Annotated in this window: 15 protein-coding genes (1 of these 15 cut by a window edge); 6 read left to right on the top strand and 9 right to left on the bottom strand. The window is 66.2% G+C overall.

The window, feature by feature from the left end:
- From ACZ5BO_RS12745 to ACZ5BO_RS12755, 3 genes are all read left to right on the top strand, one after another.
- Positions 1–5,005 carry the 3' portion of an amino acid adenylation domain-containing protein gene (locus ACZ5BO_RS12745; protein ID WP_464700164.1) on the top strand. The gene continues 9,686 nt to the left of window position 1, outside the view, so 5,005 of the gene's 14,691 nt are visible here — the last part of the coding sequence; its start codon lies beyond the left edge, outside the window; it ends in the stop codon at positions 5,003–5,005.
- 159 nt (positions 5,006–5,164) lie between these two features.
- Positions 5,165–6,316, top strand: coding sequence for a macrolide transporter subunit MacA (gene macA / locus ACZ5BO_RS12750; RefSeq protein WP_025130129.1), 1,152 nt, complete (start codon positions 5,165–5,167; stop codon positions 6,314–6,316).
- Between the two features lie 2 nt (positions 6,317–6,318).
- Positions 6,319–8,277, top strand: a complete 1,959-nt coding sequence (locus tag ACZ5BO_RS12755) for a MacB family efflux pump subunit (RefSeq protein WP_464700166.1) — start codon at positions 6,319–6,321, stop codon at positions 8,275–8,277.
- Between the two features lie 166 nt (positions 8,278–8,443).
- On the opposite strand, the gene ACZ5BO_RS12760 is transcribed toward ACZ5BO_RS12755, so the two are convergent.
- The gene (locus ACZ5BO_RS12760; RefSeq protein ID WP_025130127.1) at positions 8,444–9,223 is read right to left on the bottom strand and encodes a helix-turn-helix transcriptional regulator; all 780 of its coding nucleotides are present in this window, start codon (positions 9,221–9,223) and stop codon (positions 8,444–8,446) included.
- 402 nt (positions 9,224–9,625) lie between these two features.
- On the opposite strand from ACZ5BO_RS12760, the gene ACZ5BO_RS12765 reads away from it, so the two are divergent.
- Positions 9,626–10,045 (top strand): hypothetical protein, encoded by a 420-nt coding sequence (locus tag ACZ5BO_RS12765; protein ID WP_464700168.1) that lies wholly within the window; start codon positions 9,626–9,628, stop codon positions 10,043–10,045.
- A 139-nt stretch (positions 10,046–10,184) separates the two neighbouring features.
- On the opposite strand, the gene ACZ5BO_RS12770 is transcribed toward ACZ5BO_RS12765, so the two are convergent.
- The 6 genes from ACZ5BO_RS12770 to ACZ5BO_RS12795 form a co-directional block, all read right to left on the bottom strand.
- Positions 10,185–10,598, bottom strand: a complete 414-nt coding sequence (locus ACZ5BO_RS12770) for a VOC family protein (RefSeq protein WP_025130125.1) — start codon at positions 10,596–10,598, stop codon at positions 10,185–10,187.
- A gap of 198 nt (positions 10,599–10,796) precedes the next feature.
- Positions 10,797–12,263, bottom strand: a complete 1,467-nt coding sequence (locus ACZ5BO_RS12775) for a GDL motif peptide-associated radical SAM/SPASM maturase (RefSeq protein WP_464700170.1) — start codon at positions 12,261–12,263, stop codon at positions 10,797–10,799.
- 135 nt (positions 12,264–12,398) lie between these two features.
- A complete protein-coding gene (locus ACZ5BO_RS12780) occupies positions 12,399–13,007 on the bottom strand; it encodes a DUF1842 domain-containing protein (RefSeq protein WP_025130123.1) in 609 nt (202 codons plus the stop codon).
- A 52-nt stretch (positions 13,008–13,059) separates the two neighbouring features.
- Entirely contained in the window at positions 13,060–13,689 is a 630-nt protein-coding gene (locus ACZ5BO_RS12785) for a DUF1842 domain-containing protein (protein WP_464700173.1), read from the bottom strand.
- Between the two features lie 36 nt (positions 13,690–13,725).
- Positions 13,726–13,914, bottom strand: a complete 189-nt coding sequence (locus tag ACZ5BO_RS12790; protein ID WP_025130121.1) for a DUF1843 domain-containing protein — start codon at positions 13,912–13,914, stop codon at positions 13,726–13,728.
- A 361-nt stretch (positions 13,915–14,275) separates the two neighbouring features.
- The gene (locus tag ACZ5BO_RS12795) at positions 14,276–14,896 is read right to left on the bottom strand and encodes an HAD family hydrolase (protein ID WP_464700175.1); all 621 of its coding nucleotides are present in this window, start codon (positions 14,894–14,896) and stop codon (positions 14,276–14,278) included.
- A gap of 164 nt (positions 14,897–15,060) precedes the next feature.
- On the opposite strand from ACZ5BO_RS12795, the gene ACZ5BO_RS12800 reads away from it, so the two are divergent.
- Together ACZ5BO_RS12800 and ACZ5BO_RS12805 are read left to right on the top strand one after the other, a co-directional pair.
- Positions 15,061–15,267, top strand: a complete 207-nt coding sequence (locus ACZ5BO_RS12800; protein ID WP_025130119.1) for a DUF6021 family protein — start codon at positions 15,061–15,063, stop codon at positions 15,265–15,267.
- A 96-nt stretch (positions 15,268–15,363) separates the two neighbouring features.
- Positions 15,364–15,549, top strand: a complete 186-nt coding sequence (locus ACZ5BO_RS12805; RefSeq protein ID WP_464700177.1) for a DUF2188 domain-containing protein — start codon at positions 15,364–15,366, stop codon at positions 15,547–15,549.
- Positions 15,550–15,618: 69 nt separating this feature from the next.
- On the opposite strand, the gene ACZ5BO_RS12810 is transcribed toward ACZ5BO_RS12805, so the two are convergent.
- Together ACZ5BO_RS12810 and ACZ5BO_RS12815 are read right to left on the bottom strand one after the other, a co-directional pair.
- A complete protein-coding gene (locus tag ACZ5BO_RS12810; protein WP_025130117.1) occupies positions 15,619–16,233 on the bottom strand; it encodes a hypothetical protein in 615 nt (204 codons plus the stop codon).
- Between the two features lie 50 nt (positions 16,234–16,283).
- Positions 16,284–16,889, bottom strand: coding sequence for a hypothetical protein (locus ACZ5BO_RS12815; RefSeq protein ID WP_464700179.1), 606 nt, complete (start codon positions 16,887–16,889; stop codon positions 16,284–16,286).
- Positions 16,890–16,975: the final 86 nt, after the last annotated feature.

Below are 16,975 nucleotides of genomic sequence, written 5' to 3' on the forward strand. Positions count from 1 at the left end.
GGCGGCCCTGGCCGCCGCCGTGGGCCGGGGCCGGGAAGTGCAGGTGCCGGCCAACCTGATCTACCGCGATTGTCCGCGCATCACCCCGCAGTTGCTGCCGTTGCTGACCCTGGACCAGGCCGCCATCGACCGAGTGGTGGCCACGGTTCCCGGTGGCACCGCCAACGTCCAGGACATCTACCCGCTGGCGCCATTGCAGGCCGGCATTCTCTATCACCACCTGGCTGCCGGCCAGGGCGATCCCTATGTGCTGCAGGCGCAGTTCGCCTTCGACCGGGTCGAGCGCCTGCAAACCTTTGCCCGGGCCTTGCAGGGGGTGATCGAGCGCAATGACATCCTGCGCAGCGCGGTGCTCTGGGAAGGGCTCGAAGAGCCGCTGCAAGTGGTCTGGCGCCAGGCGCCGCTGAGTAGCGAGGAGATCGTTCTGGAGCCTGGCCAGGGCGCGGTGCTGGAGCAGTTGCAGGCGCGTTTCGACAGCCGTCGCTATCGCCTGGACATCGCCCAGGCGCCGCTGCTGCGCCTGGTGTATGCCCAGGACCCAGCCAACCGGCGGGTGGTGGCGCTGTTGCTGTTCCATCACCTGGTGATGGACCACGTGGCCCTGGAAGTACTGCAGCACGAACTGCAAGCCTTCCTGCTCGGCCAGCAGGCGCGGCTGGGCGAAGCGGTGCCGTATCGCAACTACGTGGCCCAGGCTCGCCTGGGCATCGGTGAAGAGGAACATGCGGCGTTCTTCCGTGAAATGCTCGGTGATATCGACCAGCCGACCCTGCCCCTGGGCCTGCAGGAAGTGCAGGGCACCCAGGCCGTGGTCAACGAGGCGCGCCAGGCCGTGGACCGCCTGCTGGGCCGGCGCCTGCGGTTGCAGGCGCGGCAGTTGGGGGTCAGCGCTGCGAGCCTGATGCACCTGGCCTGGGCTCGGGTCCTGGGCAGCCTGTCGGCGCAGCAGCGGGTGGTGTTCGGCACCGTGCTGCTGGGAAGGATGCAGGGCGGCGAGGGCGCCGAACGGGCCCTGGGGGTGTTCATCAACACCTTGCCGCTGCGGGTGGACCTGGGGGAGATAACGGTGCGCGAGGCGCTGCTGGCCACCCATGAACGCCTGGCGCAATTGCTCGGCCATGAACAGGCGCCCCTGGCCCTGGTGCAGCGTTGCAGCGCCGTGGAGCCGGGCACGCCGCTGTTCAGCAGCCTGCTCAACTACCGCCACAGCGCAGCCGCGGCGGCAGGAGCCTCGGACAGTGCCTGGGAAGGTGTGCAACTGCTCAATGCCCAGGAGCGCAGCAACTACCCGCTGACCCTGAGCATCGACGACCTGGGGGACGGCTTCATGCTCACGGCGGTGGCGGCCGGGATCGATGCCCGGCGGCTGTGCGACTACCTGCAGTGCACCCTGGAGAACCTGCTGCAGGCCCTGGAGCAGGACCCGCAACAGGCCATTGGCACGGTGGCGGTACTGCCGCCGGCCGAACGCCGGCAGGTGCTGGAGGGCTTCAACGCGACGCTGCGCGACTACCCGCGCCGGCAGACCCTGCACCAGCGTTTCGAGGAGCAGGTGCTGGCCCATCCGCACGCCGTGGCGGCGGTCCATGGCGCAGAGCAATTGAGCTACCTGCAGCTCAATGCCCGGGCCAACCAGTTGGCCCACCACCTGCTGGGGCTGGGCGTGCAACCTGGGGACCATGTGGCCTTGCTGTTGCCGCGCTGCCTGGACCTGCTGGTGAGCCAGTTGGCCGTCAGCAAGTGCGCCGCGGCCTATGTGCCCCTGGATATCAAGGCCCCGCCAGAGCGCCTGCGCTTTTTGCTCGAGGACAGTCAGGCGACGATGATTCTGGGGCACAGTGGCGAGGCGCTGGCCAGCGCTACGCCGCAGGTCGACCTGGACCGGCTGCGCTTCGATCGCCTGCCCGGTCACAACCCGAGCCTTGTGCAGTCGTCCGAGACGGTGGCCTACCTCATGTACACCTCGGGCTCCACCGGCACGCCCAAGGGGGTGCTGGTGCCCCATCGGGCCATTACCCGGTTGGTGATCAACAACGGCTATGCCGACTTCAACCCCGAGGACCGGGTGGCGTTCGCCTCCAACCCGGCCTTCGACGCCAGCACCATGGACGTCTGGGGGCCACTGCTCAATGGCGGGCGGGTTGTGGTGGTGGACCCAGCAACCCTGCTCGACCCGGCAGCCTTCGGCCAGTTGCTGGCGAGCTCCGGGGCCACGCTGCTGTTCCTCACCACCAGCCTGTTCAACCAGTACGTGCAGTTGATTCCCCAGGCCTTCAAGGGCCTGCGGATGCTCCTGTGCGGCGGCGAGCGGGCCGACCCCACGGCGTTCCGGCGGATGCGGGCCGAGGCGCCGCAGCTGCGCCTGGTCAATGGCTACGGGCCAACCGAAACCACCACCTTCGCCGTGACCCACGAGCCCGGCGAACTGCCTGCCGATGCCGACAGCGTGCCCATCGGCCGGCCATTGTCCAACACCCGGGTGTACGTTCTGGACGCCCTGGGCCAGCCCGTGCCCATCGGTGTGGTGGGGGAGCTGTACATCGGTGGCCAGGGCGTGGCGCTGGGCTACTTCAACCGTCCCGAACTCAGCGCCGAGAAGTTTCTCGCCGACCCCTTCAGCCCCGAGCCCGCGGCCTTGATGTACCGCACCGGCGATCTGGGCCGCTGGCTGGAGAACGGCCTGCTGGAGTGCATCGGACGCAATGACGAGCAAGTGAAGATCCGCGGCTTTCGCATCGAACCGGGGGAAATCGAAGTGCACCTGGCCAGCTTCCCCGGCCTGCGCGACGGAGTGCTGCAGGTACGTGAAGACACCCCCGGGGACAAGCGCCTGGTGGCCTACTACACCTTGCAGCAACAGGTAGCGGAGCCGGCCCTTGAGGACTTGCGCACGCACCTGCAGGAGCGCTTGCCGGAGTACATGGTGCCCCTGGCCTATGTCCGCCTCGACGCCTTGCCCCTGACCAACAACGGCAAGCTGGACCGCAAGGCCCTGCCGGCACCGACGGCGCAGGCCCAGGTCAGCGTGGCCGACGAGGCTGCGCAAACGCCTTTGGAACAGAGCCTGGCGCCACTCTGGGCCGAGGTCCTGAAACTGCCCGAGGTGGGCCGCCACACTCATTTCTTCGAGCAGGGCGGGCATTCGCTGCTGGCGATCCAACTGGTCAACCGGCTGCAACAGACCGGGTTCGACGTGACCCTGGCGGAGCTGTTCCAGCACCCCAGTGTGGCGGCCATGGCTCGTCTGTTGAGTGAGCGTGCGGCCGCGCCGGAACGCCCGGAGCAATGGATTGCGGTACGCAGCGGCGGCGCCGGGCCGGCGTTGTTCCTGGTGCACGAGTTCACCGGCCTGGATGTGTATTTCCCGGCGCTGGGGCAGCACCTGGCAGGCGACTTCCCGATCTACGGCCTGCCGGGCGTGGCGGTCGGGCAGCCGCAGTTGCGCACCCTGGAATGCCTGGCCACACGCTTGCTCCAGGTGATGCGCGAGCTGCAGCCACAAGGGCCGTACCGCCTGGCCGGCTGGTCCTTCGGTGGCGTGCTGGCCTACGAGATCGCCCAGCAATTGCTGGGGCTGGATGAGCAGGTGGAGTTCCTTGGCCTGATCGACAGCTACGTGCCACGCCTGACCGACCAGGGCAAGGCGCGCTGGTCCGGGGAGCATGCCCTCCAGCAGCACCTGCTGTTGCAGTGCCAGGCGTTCTGGAGTGCCCAGGGCGCCGCCGGCGTTGAGCGCCTGGCGGCCCTGGAACAGCTGCAGCAGGACCTCGACCACCTGGACTTCCACGGCCTGCTGCAACGCTGCCGTGAACAGGGCCTTTTGTTCGAGCAACTGGCGAGCGCAGCCCCCGATCAGCTCTGGCATTACCTGGACCGCGAGGTGGCCCACGGGCATGCCCTGGCCCATTACTGCCTGCATCCGCTCGAGATGCCGGTGCATCTGTTCTGCGCCGCGCAGCGGCCTACCGAGCTGTCCCGGCGCAGCCCGACCCTGGGTTGGGGCGAGGTGCTGCCGGGGCACAACCTGCACTGCATCAGCGTGCCCGGGGACCACCTGAGCATGATGAAGGCGCCCCATATCCAGGCGTTGGGCGAGGCCATGAGCCAGGCCCTGGAGCACGCTCGCAGCGCCTGCGCGGTGCGTGCGCCGCGGCATCAGCCGTTGCTGCGGATCCAGACCGGGCGCAGCGGGCAGACCCCGATCTTCTGCGTGCCCGGGGCCGGTGACAGCATCACCGGCTTCATCGGCCTGACCGAGGCCCTGGGGGCCGAGTGGCCGATCCTCGGGCTGCAGGCCCGGGGCCTGGACGGCAGCGGCGTGCCCCACGGCCAGGTCGAGGTCGCCGCCCGGCATTACCTGCAGGCGCTGGAAGAGGAATACCCGGCCGGGCCCTTGCACCTGATCGGTCATTCCTTCGGCGGCTGGGTGGCGTTCGAGATGGCCGGGCTGCTGCAGGCCGCCGGCCGCGAGGTGGCGTCCCTGACCCTGATCGACAGCGAAGCCCCCGGCGGCAACGGGGTGGTGGGGCGGCCCTACACCACCACCCAGGCCCTGCAGCGCTTGATCGAGTCGATGCAACTGGCCGCAGGGCAGAGCCTGGGCATCGACCCCGAGCAGTTCGCGGCGCAGGACGATGCCCTGCAGATGCACCTGCTGCACGCCGGCATGGTGCGGGTCGGCTTGCTCTCCCAGCGTGCCGATCCTCGGGCCATGCACGGCCCGGCGCGGACCTTTGCCACCGCCTTGCGCACCCGCTACCAGCCCCGGGATGGCTACCGGGGCAAGGTGCGCCTGGTGCTGGCGGACGACCCGAGCCTGGACGCTGCCGGCAACCGCCGCGAACAGCAGGGGATGATCCACGGTTGGCGCCGGCAGGCCACGGAGCTGCAGGTCTGGTATGGCCCGGGCAACCATTTCAGCCTGCTCAAGGCGCCCAACGTCTATCACTTGGCGGCCTGGTGGCACGACGGTCTGTCGCTGCCCCAGGGGGAGGTCGTGTCATGAGTCCCGGGGTGTCGGGGACGGTGGCGGGCGAGGTGCCCGCCACCGGCTGAGGCAGCCGTTTCATTCATCTGGAACACCGCTCACAACGGCAGCACGGTGTTTCGCAAGGGGCTTGCCGCTGGCCGGTGGAGCCCACCCTCAACGCACTTGTGGTCATCTATGGAAAAGTCGAAGTTTCGCAAAATCGGTATGGGGCTGTTGCTGGTGGTTGTGGCCGGGTTGATTTTCTATACGGTGCAGGCCCCGGCGCAGGCGCCGCAGTACCTGACGGCCAAGGTCGAGCGGGGGGATATCGAGAACGCGGTCCTGGCCTCCGGCCTGCTGGAGGGCATCAAGCAGGTGGATGTCGGGGCCCAGGTCTCGGGGCAGTTGAAGTCCCTCAAGGTCAAGGTCGGCGACAAGGTGAAGAAGGGCCAGTGGCTGGCGGAAATCGATCCGCTGGTGTTGCAGAACACCTTGCGCCAGGCCCAGGTCGACGAGGAGAACCTGCAGGCCAAGCGCCGCGCCACCGCGGCCCAGCTCAAGGAGACCAAGGCGATCTACGAGCGTTACCGTGACCTGCAGTCGGACGCCTCGATTTCCCAGCAGGATTACGAGACCGCCGAGTCCAACTACGAGGTGCAGCGGGCCAACCTGCTGTCCCTGGATGCGCAGATCAAGAGTGCCCATATCCAGATCGACACGGCCAAGGTCAACCTGGCCTACACCCGTATCATCGCGCCCATCGACGGCGACGTGGTGGGGGTGGTGACCCAGGAAGGCCAGACGGTGATCGCCAACCAGCTGGCGCCGGTGCTGCTGAAGCTGGCGGACCTGGACACCATGACCGTCAAGGCCCAGGTCTCGGAAGCCGACGTGATCCACATCGCCCCGGGCCAGCAGGTGTATTTCACCATCCTCGGCGAGGCCGAGAAGCGTTACTACGCCAAGCTGCGGGGCACTGAACCGGCGCCGCAGAACTTTCTCGAGACCCAGACCACCGGCACCCCCAAGCAGAACACCGCGGTGTTCTACAACGCCTTGTTCGATGTGCCCAACCCGGACCACCGGCTGCGCATCTCCATGACCGCCCAGGTGCGCATCGTCCTCGACACCGCCAAGGACGTGCTGATGGTGCCCGTGGCCGCCCTGGGCCCGCGCAACGCCGACGGCAGCTTCGCGGTGCGGGTGCTGGACGCCAAGGGCCATGCCCAGGCGCGCAACGTCAGCACCGGGATCAACAACAACGTCAAGGTGCAGATCAAGGACGGCCTGGCCGAGGGTGACAAGGTGGTGATCGGTGATCCGGTGCCCGGCACGGCAGGGGCCTGAGCATGACCCAGCCACTGTTGGAACTCATTGGCATCAGCCGCAGTTTCATTGCCGGGGAGCGAGAGTTCCTGGCCCTGAAGAACATCAACCTGAGCATCCAGGCCGGGGAAATGGTGGCGATCACCGGGGCCTCGGGGTCCGGCAAGTCGACCCTGATGAACATCCTCGGTTGCCTGGACTACGCCACCGCCGGTAGCTACAAGGTCAACGGCCGGGAAACCCGCGACCTCGATGACCAGGCCCTGGCGGAGCTGCGCCGCGACTACTTCGGCTTCATCTTCCAGCGCTACCACCTGTTGCCGCACCTGAGCGCGATGCACAACGTCGAGATGCCGGCGATCTATGCCGGCACCCCGCAAGTCAGGCGCCATGGCCGGGCCCGGGAACTGCTGGCACGCCTGGGCCTGTCCGGGCACCTGAGCCACCGGCCCAACCAGCTGTCGGGGGGCCAGCAGCAGCGGGTGAGCATCGCCCGGGCGCTGATGAATGGCGGCGAGGTGATCCTCGCCGACGAACCCACCGGGGCCCTGGACACCAGCAGCGGCAAGGAGGTGATGCGCATCCTCCAGGAACTGCACGCCGCCGGGCACACAGTGATCATCGTCACCCACGACCCCAAGGTGGCGGCCAACGCCCAGCGCATCATCGAGGTGCGCGACGGCGAGATCGTCAGCGACCAGGCCAACCAGCGTCCGGCCGACGAGGCGCCGAGCGAGCCGCCGGTGACCGCGCGGCCGGCCGGTGCGCGACGCCTGGTGGCCAGCCTGGGGCTGTTCAAGGAAGCCTTCGTGATGGCCTGGGTGGCACTGGTCTCGCACCGCATGCGCACCTTGCTGACCATGCTCGGGATCGTCATCGGCATCACCTCGGTGGTGTCCATCGTGGCCATCGGCGAGGGCGCCAAGCGCTACGTGCTCAAGGACATCCAGGCCATCGGCAGCAACACCATCGACATCTTTCCCGGGACCAGCTTCGGCGACAGCCGGGCGGCGGCGATCCAGACCCTGATGCCCGCCGACGTGGCGGCCCTGAACCAGCTGTACTACGTCGACAGTGCCACGCCGATGGTCGGCCGCAGCCTGTTGCTGCGCTACGGCAACATCGACCTCAACGCCACGGTCAACGGCGTCAGCCACCTGTACTTCCAGGTGCGCGACATCAAGCTGGCGAGCGGCATTTCCTTCAGCGAGAACGATGCCCGGCGCCAGGCCCAGGTGGTGGTCATCGACCACAACACCCGCAACCGCCTGTTCGGCGCCGACGTGGACCCCCTGGGCCAGGTGATCCTGGTGGGCAACCTGCCGTGCACGGTGATCGGCGTGACCCGGGAGAACAAGAACATGTTCGCCGCCAGCAACCTGCTCAACGTCTGGGTGCCCTACGAGACCGCGGCCGGGCGGGTGCTCGGCCAGCGCCACCTGGACAGCATCAGCGTGCGGATCAAGGACGGCCAGCCGAGCAAGGTGGTGGAAGAACATGTGAAAAAGCTGATGGAGCAGCGCCACGGCACCAAGGACTTCTTCACCAACAACCTCGACAGCATCATGCAGACGGTGCAGCGCACCAGCCGTTCCCTGGCCCTGCTGCTGTCGTTGATCGCGGTGATTTCCCTGGTGGTGGGCGGCATCGGGGTGATGAACATCATGTTGGTGTCGGTCACCGAGCGAACCCGGGAGATCGGCATCCGCATGGCGGTGGGGGCGCGGCAATCGGACATCCGCCAGCAGTTCCTGGTGGAGGCGGTGATGGTCTGCCTGATCGGCGGGGCCATCGGCATCGCCTTGTCCTTCGCCATCGGCTACCTGTTCACCCTGTTCATCAAGGAATGGGAGATGGTGTTTTCCATGGGCTCGATCATTACCGCGTTCGCCTGTTCGACCCTGATCGGCATCGTCTTCGGCTTCGTGCCGGCGCGCAACGCCGCGCGGCTGGACCCGATCGAGGCCCTGGCCCGGGACTGAGAGCCTGGCCGCGGGGGGCGGACCGGCTTGGCGCGGATCGCTTTGCGTCCTTGGCCATGTCGCTGGTGCCGGGCATCGCCCGTGAAGGGTGAGCCGGTGCTGGACGGGGCAAAAGGCCCCGCCGGCTTTCAGGGCCGGCGGGGCTGGGGATGGAACGGGCGCAGGATCAGGCCGGCGAGCTGTCGACCGGGGTGTCCTCGGGGGAGTACATCCAGCGCAGCAGGGAATGCCGGCCGCTGATGCCCAGCTTGATGGCTGCACGCTTGAGGTAGCTCTCCACCGTATTGACCTTGAGCTGGAACTGCTCGGCCAATTGCGGCGCGGTGCGCCCGGCCAGCAGCCCGACACAGACCTCCATCTCACGGTTGGACAGGCGCAAGCCGGTTTGTGCCAGGCGCTCGGCAAAGCGCTGGCGCAGGGTTTCCAGGCCCTCGATGGCGGCGCTGTCCTGCTCCGGCGAGGTGCCGCGCGGTTGCAGGGCGCTGATGTGTTTTTCCACCATGGGCAGCAACAGCGGCGAGATGTCCTCGAGCAGCAGGCGTTCCTGCTGGGAAAAGCGTTCGGCCTGGCCGCTGCGATACACCGAAAGCACGTAGTGGTACGAGTCTTTGCGGCCGGTCAGGTGCAGCTGCGCCGGGGCGTCCTGGTCGCGGCGGTGCTGAGGGGGCGCGACGATGATGGACTCCAGGGGCTGCTCGGGGAATCCGGCCTGTAGCAGCGGGTCGTCAACGTCGATGAGGTCGCTGTACAACGGATGCCGGGCCGGCACGCCGGCCTGCTCGGTTCGGGCGGCGGGGTGCTCCGGGTCGGCCCGCAACTGGGTGATATGGGTGGCGTCCACAGCCAGTTGGGTGAGTATCAGGTCGTGCAGCATGCGCGGAAAACTGCGGCTACCGGTGCTGGCGATGACCTTGCCAATGTGTGGAAACAGTACTTGTGAGTTCATCATTTCATCCATGAATGTGAAGTTTTTCTAGGCAGGTTGCCTTATAGCAACGAGTTTGGCGGGTGGTTGATTTACCTCCTGTTCAAGCGGATCGACAAAGGGTCGCCTCGTATCCTAGTACAGGGTTTTGGTGGCCGTTTGATGAACTGCGCAAAATCTGCCCACTGCGTCATCTGCGCTTGCTTGGGCAGAGCTGGAAAACGCTCGGGAGAGCCCCTGGTCCGGCAGGCTTGTGCTTGTCCCGAATGCGGCATTGTGGCGCCAGAGGCAAGGCGTTGCCAGTCTCGGCAAGGGCCTGCCACAACGCTGCCCGCGCGGTACTTCCCGGGCCTTGCTCGGCCTGCCTGGAACCTGTTGGCCCGGCTTTTGCTCTGCCGAGCTGACCAACCAGGGAGTAACGACATGATAGGAAGCACTTTTTCTTCACAGCCTTACGGTGTGGCCCTCAGACAGTCTCTGGAGAGCGGCACCCTGACCTCGGCGAAGATCCAGGTCGCCAACGCCACGCCGCAGATCCAGGCGCAGCTCGACGCGACCTTTGCCGAATCGGAGCGCAGCCTGGCCAACATGACCGCCTACCACCGGGCCAACCCCAGCTGGGCAAGCTTCGACACGGAAAACAACAGCGTCGCACTGCCCGATGTGCAGGGCCTGAACAAGAGCGACGCGGCCCATGTGCTCAAGGGCCTGCAGTACCTGATGGCGAGCGGACGGCTGGACGGACAGAGCGTCAGCGCAAAAAACGGCAGCCAGGCCACCGACAGTGTCGCGGCCTACCAGGATTGGCTGCAGGCGCGCATCGGGGTCGATGTGCACGCCTAGGCCGCGACGCCCGCCGCGATCTTCCAGGGCTTGCTCAGGGAGGCCATTGCACCGCTGCGGTTCCGCGCATCGCCGTGCATTGGCGTACCCGCTCCCGGTTGTGGCCGACTCGGCGCAACGCCGGGCAGCGGTCGTGGGGTTACTGGCTCTTCTCGCAGTTGACCATCCACGGCACGCCGAAACGGTCCACCAGCATGCCGAAGCGCTCGGCCCAGAAGGTCGCCTCCAGGGGCATCTGCACGGTGCCCTGGTGTGCCAGGGCGGCGAACACCCGTTCGGCTTCGCTGGCGCTGTCGATGTTGAGGGAAATCGAGCAGCCGTGGATGCCCTGGTAGGGCAGTTCGGGGGTGGTGTCCGAGCCCATCAGCAGCTGGCCGCCGACACTCAGTCGGGTGTGCATGATGCGTTCGTGACAGTCGGCCGAGAGATGCTCGCGAGCCGGGCTTTCGCCGAAGGTCATCATCATTTCCAGGGTGCCGTTCAGGCATTGGGCATAGAAGGTGAAGGCGGCCCGGCAGTCGCCGTTGAAGACCAGGTAGGGGTTGATTTTCATCTGCTGCTCCCGCTCGCAGGCGTCAGTCAGGGCAATGCCCCGGAGGAACCGACGGGCGCCAGGGCCTGCCGGAAGACCTTCCATAGCAAAGCCCCAATCGGCCGTGCACGGGAAGTTTTTTTAGACGTTTTTTCCATGACATGCACAGGGCTTAGCACCAGCCGCACCGACTCCGGTGCGGCTGGGGACAAGGCCGGGCTACAGGCGCGGCTGTTCCTGGGGCAGGCCGAGCAACTGGTGCAGGGTATTGATCAGCGCCTGCTGGCGCAGTCGGTCTTCCTGGTGCCGGGCCTCGGCCTCGGCGACATCGGCGTTGCAGTGGGGGCAAGTGCTCTCATGGGCATGGATGTACTGCAGGCACCCGCGACACAGGGCCAGGCGCGGCGGGATCCGGCCTTCCTCGGGAGAGGCCTGGCCCTGGTTGATCCAGGCCAGCTTGATCACCTGGCCGCTGTCGCTGACGCTGGACACCGCTTCGCCGGTGTCGATGCGTTCGGTGATCAGGTCGAAGCGTCCCACGGAAAAGGATGCCGGGCCGGCTTCTTCAAGCTTGACGATGCGTTCGCGTAGGCCTTTCTTCTGCAACTCCAGGGTCCGGTAGTGGCAGTAGGGGTTGTTGCCCGGCTTGCCCAGCAGCGAGTGCGAGGTCCAGGTGCAGCCGCCGCGGCAGACATCGTTGTAGTAGCAGCTGCGGCAGTAGCCCCAGAGGTCGTCCACCGAGCGCAGGCGGCCGAAATGGATGCCTTCGCTGTAGTGCCAGATATCGTGCAGGCTCATGCTGCGCACGTTGCCGCCGGAGAAGCCCACGGTGGCCAGGGACGGGCAGCCCTTGACTGTGCCATCGGCCTCCAGGGCCAGCACCGTCTGCCCGGCGGCGCAGCCGCTCCAGTGCACGCGGTCGTCGCCGAAGCCGCGCCACATGTGTTCGTAGGGGCCGTAGTAGCCGATGTTGTTGCCCACATTCATCAGCAGCCCGCGCTCGCTGCCTTCGCGGTACAGGCGTGCCAGCAGCGGCATCACCTCCAGCAGCTGGTAGGGCTGCAACAGCAGCTCGGGATGATCCACGGCGTTGCCCATGGCCACCGTCAACTGGATCTGCCAGTGACTGGCGCCGGCGTCGATGATCAGCTCCATCAGGGCCGGCAGGTCGGGCAGGGTGGCGGCGCCGATCTGCGTGTTGACGCTGACCTTGAGCCCGGCCTGCTTGGCCCGGCGCAGGGTGTCCAGGGCCTTGTCGAAGGAGCCGGGCACGTTGCGCACCGCGTCATGCAGCGGCGCCAGGCCGTCCAGGGACACGCCGACGCCGTTGAGCCCGGCGTCCACCGCGGCCTGCATCTTGGCCGGGGTCAGGTTGCGCCCGCCGGTCTGGATCGCCACGTACATGCCGTGGTCGTGAATGGCCTGGATCAGCCGCGTCCAGTCCTTGCGCAAATAGGCTTCGCCACCGATCAGGGTCACCTCCCGGGTGCCCAGGGCGGCGATCGAGTCGATCACCGACAGGCATTCCTGGGTGTTCAGCTCGCCGGGGCGCCGATGGCCCGCGCGCGAGCCGCAATGCAGGCATTTCAGGTCGCAGGCGAGGGTGATTTCCCAGACCACGTGCACCGGTACATAGCGCTTGAGGTCGGTTTCGCTGAGGAAGCGGGCGGGGAGACTGTCTGACATGAAAGATCCTTGCGTACCCAGCGGTACGCGGCACCAACCCATCGAAATAGGCGCGCCTTCCTTGTGTGGCAATGGCGCGATCGGTTTAGCGCAACCCGGGGCCGCCCGTTGTCGGCCGGCCCCGGGTGCCTTTACTCAGCGACGTTCCAGGCGGCTGATTTCCGCCTGCAACTGCTGCACCGCCTGGCTCAGGTTGTCACTGTTGGCCAGCTGCTGCTCGCCCTGGGCCACCAGCGCCTTGAGCCGCGCCAGATCGCCGCTGCTCTGGGCCTGCTGCAGCGCCACGGCATACAGCGGCTGCGGATACAGGTGCCGCTGATTGTCCTTGGGCGCCAGCTCGGCGTTGGCCGCTTGATCCACGGGCGCCTGGCTCACGGCGGCATGCTGGACCACATGCCAATGGCCCTGGTACTGGTAGCGATAACTGGCGAAACCGCTGGCCCAGTCGAGGCCGAGAATGCCCTGCAGATGGAAAGTCTCGGCGATCTGGCTGGTGGGCCCGCTGGGGTTGCCGGCCAGGTTGAGGATGATATGGCCCTCACTGGAGGGGTCCAGTTTGACCTGGGAGTAGTCGCCCCAGACATCCGCGAGAAAGTGCACCGGTGGCGAGGTGCTCTGAGTCACCCGGGCCACGCCGCTGACTTTCTTCTGCGGCGTGTTGACCAGCAGATCGAGGGTCAGCACCGGCCCCCCGATCACAGGGTTGGCGACGATGATGCGGGTATGGAACAGTCCGATTGTCATGCTGCAACTCCTTATCTCGATAGAAGACATCAGGTTCGCGGGACTGCCGCAGTCAGCGCCGCTCGTGCTTGCCGATCTCGGCCTTGGCCGCATCCAGCGCCGTGCGGATCAGCGGCAACTGTTCCAGCTGCTGCGTGGCCACTCGGTGCAGGCTTTTCATCTGCGCCAGGTCGCCGCTGGCGATGGCGCCGTGGATCGGTGCCGCGTACAGCGCCGAGATCGGTGGCAGCGGGCGGTTGTGCTGGCCATGCTGGGGGGCCGAGAGGGTGCTCGACTGCACGGATTCCTGCAGATGGGCGGGGACCTGATTGACCGTTACCCAGCTGTGCCCGTTGTAGTACTGGTAGTTGGCCACGCCTTCCTTCCAGTCATCGCTGACCACCAGGTGCAGCTTGAAGTTGATCACCGAGTTGGAGCCCGGGCCGCCCTGATTGCCCTGGGCGGTGATGAGGATCTTGCTGGTGCTCGGTGACATGACTGTCAGGTAGGTGTACTGACCCCAGACATCGCTGTGCAGGTCCAGAGGCGGATTGACCGCCTGAGTGATGGACGACGTGCCGCGCACGCTGTGCTCGGGGGTGTACACCAGCAGGTTGAGGATCAGGGTCTGAGCCCCGGGTTGCGAGGTACCGATGCGGTAGCTCAGGGGGAACAGGCCTTCTTGGGGGATAGAACCAGACATATGCTTTGCCTCCATTCAATGACGGGGAAACAGCGACTAGTGCTGTTCCAGGCGGGCGACTTCCTTGGCTAGCTGTTCGTAGGCGCTGTGCAGATCCTTGGGTTCGGACTCTTTCGGACCGCGCTTGGCCAACAGGGCTTTCATCTGCGGCAGTTTGCCTTCGGAGATCGCCGATTGAATGGCCACCCCGTAGGGTGGAATCACATGTTGAGATGCATTGCTCATGGCGTGTGCCTTCCGTGGGTGTGGATGGGTGCTGCGGTACTCGGCAGCTTTTGCAGTTAAGCAGCGCGGATGGAATTGGCAGGGTAATGGCACATTGATTTTGTGGCTTTCCGACAGGTGGATTCACAGCAGGTAAAAGGTTGATTTTGTGGACATTCCAAAGGGCGATATGCAGGAGGGAGGTGATTGCGGATGGCGATAGAGGGGGGATTTTTTCGCCGCGGGGAGGGGGCCTGAAGAGCAAGCTTCTTCAGGCGCTGTGCGCAGGAGCCGGCTTGCCGGCGAAGAGGCGCGCAAGTGATGCCGCGCCTGGACGGGCGCCTTCGCTGGCAAGCCAGCTCCTACGGGGGAGGCGCCCCTTTCAAACCAGCCCCAGCTCCTGCAGCTGGCGCCGGGTCTCACTCGCCGCCACATGATGAATCGCCCGCCAGCCCAGGGCTCTGGCCGCGACGATATTCGGCGTATGGTCATCGATGAACACCAGCTCCTCGGGCGCTATCCCCGGCAAATGCGCGCGAATCCGCCCCAGGGTGGTGTGGTAGATCTCGGCATCCGGCTTGATCTGCCGCTCCTGCCCCGACACCACGATGTCGCGGAACCGCTGCAGGAACGGATAGTGCTCCCAGGCATAGGGAAAGGTTTCCTGGGACCAGTTGGTCAACCCGAACAGCGGCACCTGTGCCTGGTGCAGTTCCTCCAGCAAGGCCACCCCCGCATCCAGCGGGCCCTTGAGCATCTCCGGCCAGCGCCCGTAATAGGCCTCGATCAACGGCGCATGTTCGGGGTGCTCGGCCACCAGGCTGCGGGTGGCTTCGGCCAGGGGCCGGCCAGCGTCCTGCAGGGTGTTCCAGGCCTGGGTGCAGACGGTGTCGAGGAACCACTGGCGACGCTCGTCGTCAGGGATCAGTTGGCGGTACAGGTGGTGCGGGCTCCAGTCGAACAGCACCCCACCAAAATCGAAAACCACAGCACGAATCGTCATCAACACTTCCTTTTCAGCGGTTGTGGGTCAGGGCGTCATCCTGCGACGCTGCGCAGCGCAATGCAATTTTCCGCTGGCCATTGGTCCGCTTGCCGGCACCCTCGCAACGGATCGCGATCCAACCCCTGTATCCGGCCTTTTCCAGGCTGGCACAGGAGCTGCCCATGACTGCCAAGAATCCCACGGGGCCGCGCTCGTCCGAGCATGCCTCGAATCATCATGACCCGGGTTTCGACCCCGATTCGCCAGACCTGGCCGACCCCCAGGTAGACCCGGTAGGCCCGGCCAGGGCACCCCTGGACCGCCCTGAACCCGAGCACCGGCGCAAACGCTCGCGGGCCTACGATCCCCTGGCCAACCTGAGGAAATGACCGCGGCACGCCGACATGCGGCCGTCGCCGGGCCGTTCTGCGGGTGTAAGGTAAAACGGCCAAGCCCCAGGCACGCTGACAAAAAAGGAGGTCTCCATGAGTACGCCGCTGCTGAACAAACTGCAGATCAACGGTTATCAGGTATTGAGCGTCAACCACGGCCCCTGGAAGGTCTGCACAGCGGGTGACCGGCTCGCCACTTTCGGCACCCGGGAAGAAGCCCTGGCCTTTGCTGCCGCCTTGCCGGTGCGCAGGGCGGCACCGACCACCCAGCATCGATAGCGCCCGGCAGAAAAAAAAGCCCCGATCGGTTCGGGGCTTTTTTGTGTCCGGGCTGCTGCCAGCGGCGGCTCAGTCGACAATCACCGGCTCGTTCGGATCATCGCTCAGGCACACGGTCAATTGCTCCCCGGCCTTGTTGAACGCGCAGCGGGGCAGGGATTGCTGCTTGATGAAGCTCAGCGGTGGCAGGATGAACGCCGCCGCCAGGACCAGCGCCCACAGGGTTTGCAGAAACAGCACATCGGCGCTGGTGGCGGCGGGCCGTGAGACGAGGCGTCGGCGCCAGTAGAAGTACAGGCCGCTGATAACGAACAGGCACACGATGCCCATCATGTAGTCCAGTTCCCAGTCCTGGGGGCTGAAGGAGCGGCTGCCATCTTCATCATCCGGGTAGGTGAGCCGCCACCAGGCCCCCAGCAGCAAGGGCACGAGCCCGGCCATCAGCCAGGCCATGCGCGCGCCGGGCATACGAGTCAGCAGGGCCAGGACCAGGCCGATCAGGCACAGCACCCAGGCAAACAGGTACAGCTGAAAACCCATGGCGCCGCCGAACAACGTGCCGCTGACATCCCGCGGTTGCATCATTTGCACGTCGCACACCAGCATCACCGACAGCGGGATGGCGACGACGATCCAGCACAGGGGGCGGTACAGCCACAACCACAGGGTAAACAGGCGAGACATGGGCACACTCATCAAGGTCGAGAAAAGGAGGAATGAAGTCAGGGGGCCGTTCAGTCGACAATCACCCGGGTGCCCGGGCCTAGGCATAGGCTCAACTGATTGCCGGCCCGGTCGAAGGCGCAATAGGGCAGTGGCTTGCGGGTGATGGCCTGCAGCGGTGGCAGGATGAAGGCCGCCCCGAGCACCAGGGCCCACAGGGTGCGCAGCAACAGCAGTTTGCCAGTGGCGGGTGGACGCGGCTTGAGCCGCTGCTGGCGCAACAGGTAGACGCCGCTGTAGACCAGGGCAAAGCCGAAGACCATCACATAGTCCAGCTCCCGGGCCTGGATGCTGAAGATCAGGTTGCCGTCGAAATCATCCGGGTAGTTGATCCGCCACCACAGGCCCAGCAGCAACTGCACCAGCCCGGCGACGATCCAGGCCAGGCGCGCGCCGGGCACCCGGGTCAGCAGCGCCAGCACCAGGCCCAGGACGCTGAGAGCCCAGCCGCCCAGGTACATCAGAAAACCCATGGAACCGCCGAACAGGGTGCCGCCGACTTCCCGGGGGACGATCAGCTTCAGGTTGCAATGGATCATGGTGGCCGTGGGCGCGGCGACGGCGATCCAGCACAGCGGGTAGTAGAGCCGGGACCAGAGGGTGTACAGGCGGGACATGGGCAAACTCGAAGTGGGTGATTTGCCCCGGGCCATGGCCGGGGGCTGTGGGACTCATGGATGTCGGGCAGGGCCAGGGCTGCTGC

This window comes from Pseudomonas sp. FFPRI_1, from assembly GCF_055384485.1.

What these genes read in the sequence shown, in the direction of transcription:
- macA (WP_025130129.1), top strand. Translation starts at nt 5,165, where the DNA reads ATGGAAAAGTCGAAGTTTCGCAAAATCGGTATGGGGCTGTTGCTGGTG.
- ACZ5BO_RS12755 (WP_464700166.1), top strand. Translation starts at nt 6,319, where the DNA reads ATGACCCAGCCACTGTTGGAACTCATTGGCATCAGCCGCAGTTTCATT.
- ACZ5BO_RS12760 (WP_025130127.1), bottom strand. Translation starts at nt 9,223, where the DNA reads ATGAACTCACAAGTACTGTTTCCACACATTGGCAAGGTCATCGCCAGC.
- ACZ5BO_RS12765 (WP_464700168.1), top strand. Translation starts at nt 9,626, where the DNA reads ATGATAGGAAGCACTTTTTCTTCACAGCCTTACGGTGTGGCCCTCAGA.
- ACZ5BO_RS12770 (WP_025130125.1), bottom strand. Translation starts at nt 10,598, where the DNA reads ATGAAAATCAACCCCTACCTGGTCTTCAACGGCGACTGCCGGGCCGCC.
- ACZ5BO_RS12775 (WP_464700170.1), bottom strand. Translation starts at nt 12,263, where the DNA reads ATGTCAGACAGTCTCCCCGCCCGCTTCCTCAGCGAAACCGACCTCAAG.
- ACZ5BO_RS12780 (WP_025130123.1), bottom strand. Translation starts at nt 13,007, where the DNA reads ATGACAATCGGACTGTTCCATACCCGCATCATCGTCGCCAACCCTGTG.
- ACZ5BO_RS12785 (WP_464700173.1), bottom strand. Translation starts at nt 13,689, where the DNA reads ATGTCTGGTTCTATCCCCCAAGAAGGCCTGTTCCCCCTGAGCTACCGC.
- ACZ5BO_RS12790 (WP_025130121.1), bottom strand. Translation starts at nt 13,914, where the DNA reads ATGAGCAATGCATCTCAACATGTGATTCCACCCTACGGGGTGGCCATT.
- ACZ5BO_RS12795 (WP_464700175.1), bottom strand. Translation starts at nt 14,896, where the DNA reads ATGACGATTCGTGCTGTGGTTTTCGATTTTGGTGGGGTGCTGTTCGAC.
- ACZ5BO_RS12800 (WP_025130119.1), top strand. Translation starts at nt 15,061, where the DNA reads ATGACTGCCAAGAATCCCACGGGGCCGCGCTCGTCCGAGCATGCCTCG.
- ACZ5BO_RS12805 (WP_464700177.1), top strand. Translation starts at nt 15,364, where the DNA reads ATGAGTACGCCGCTGCTGAACAAACTGCAGATCAACGGTTATCAGGTA.
- ACZ5BO_RS12810 (WP_025130117.1), bottom strand. Translation starts at nt 16,233, where the DNA reads ATGTCTCGCCTGTTTACCCTGTGGTTGTGGCTGTACCGCCCCCTGTGC.
- ACZ5BO_RS12815 (WP_464700179.1), bottom strand. Translation starts at nt 16,889, where the DNA reads ATGTCCCGCCTGTACACCCTCTGGTCCCGGCTCTACTACCCGCTGTGC.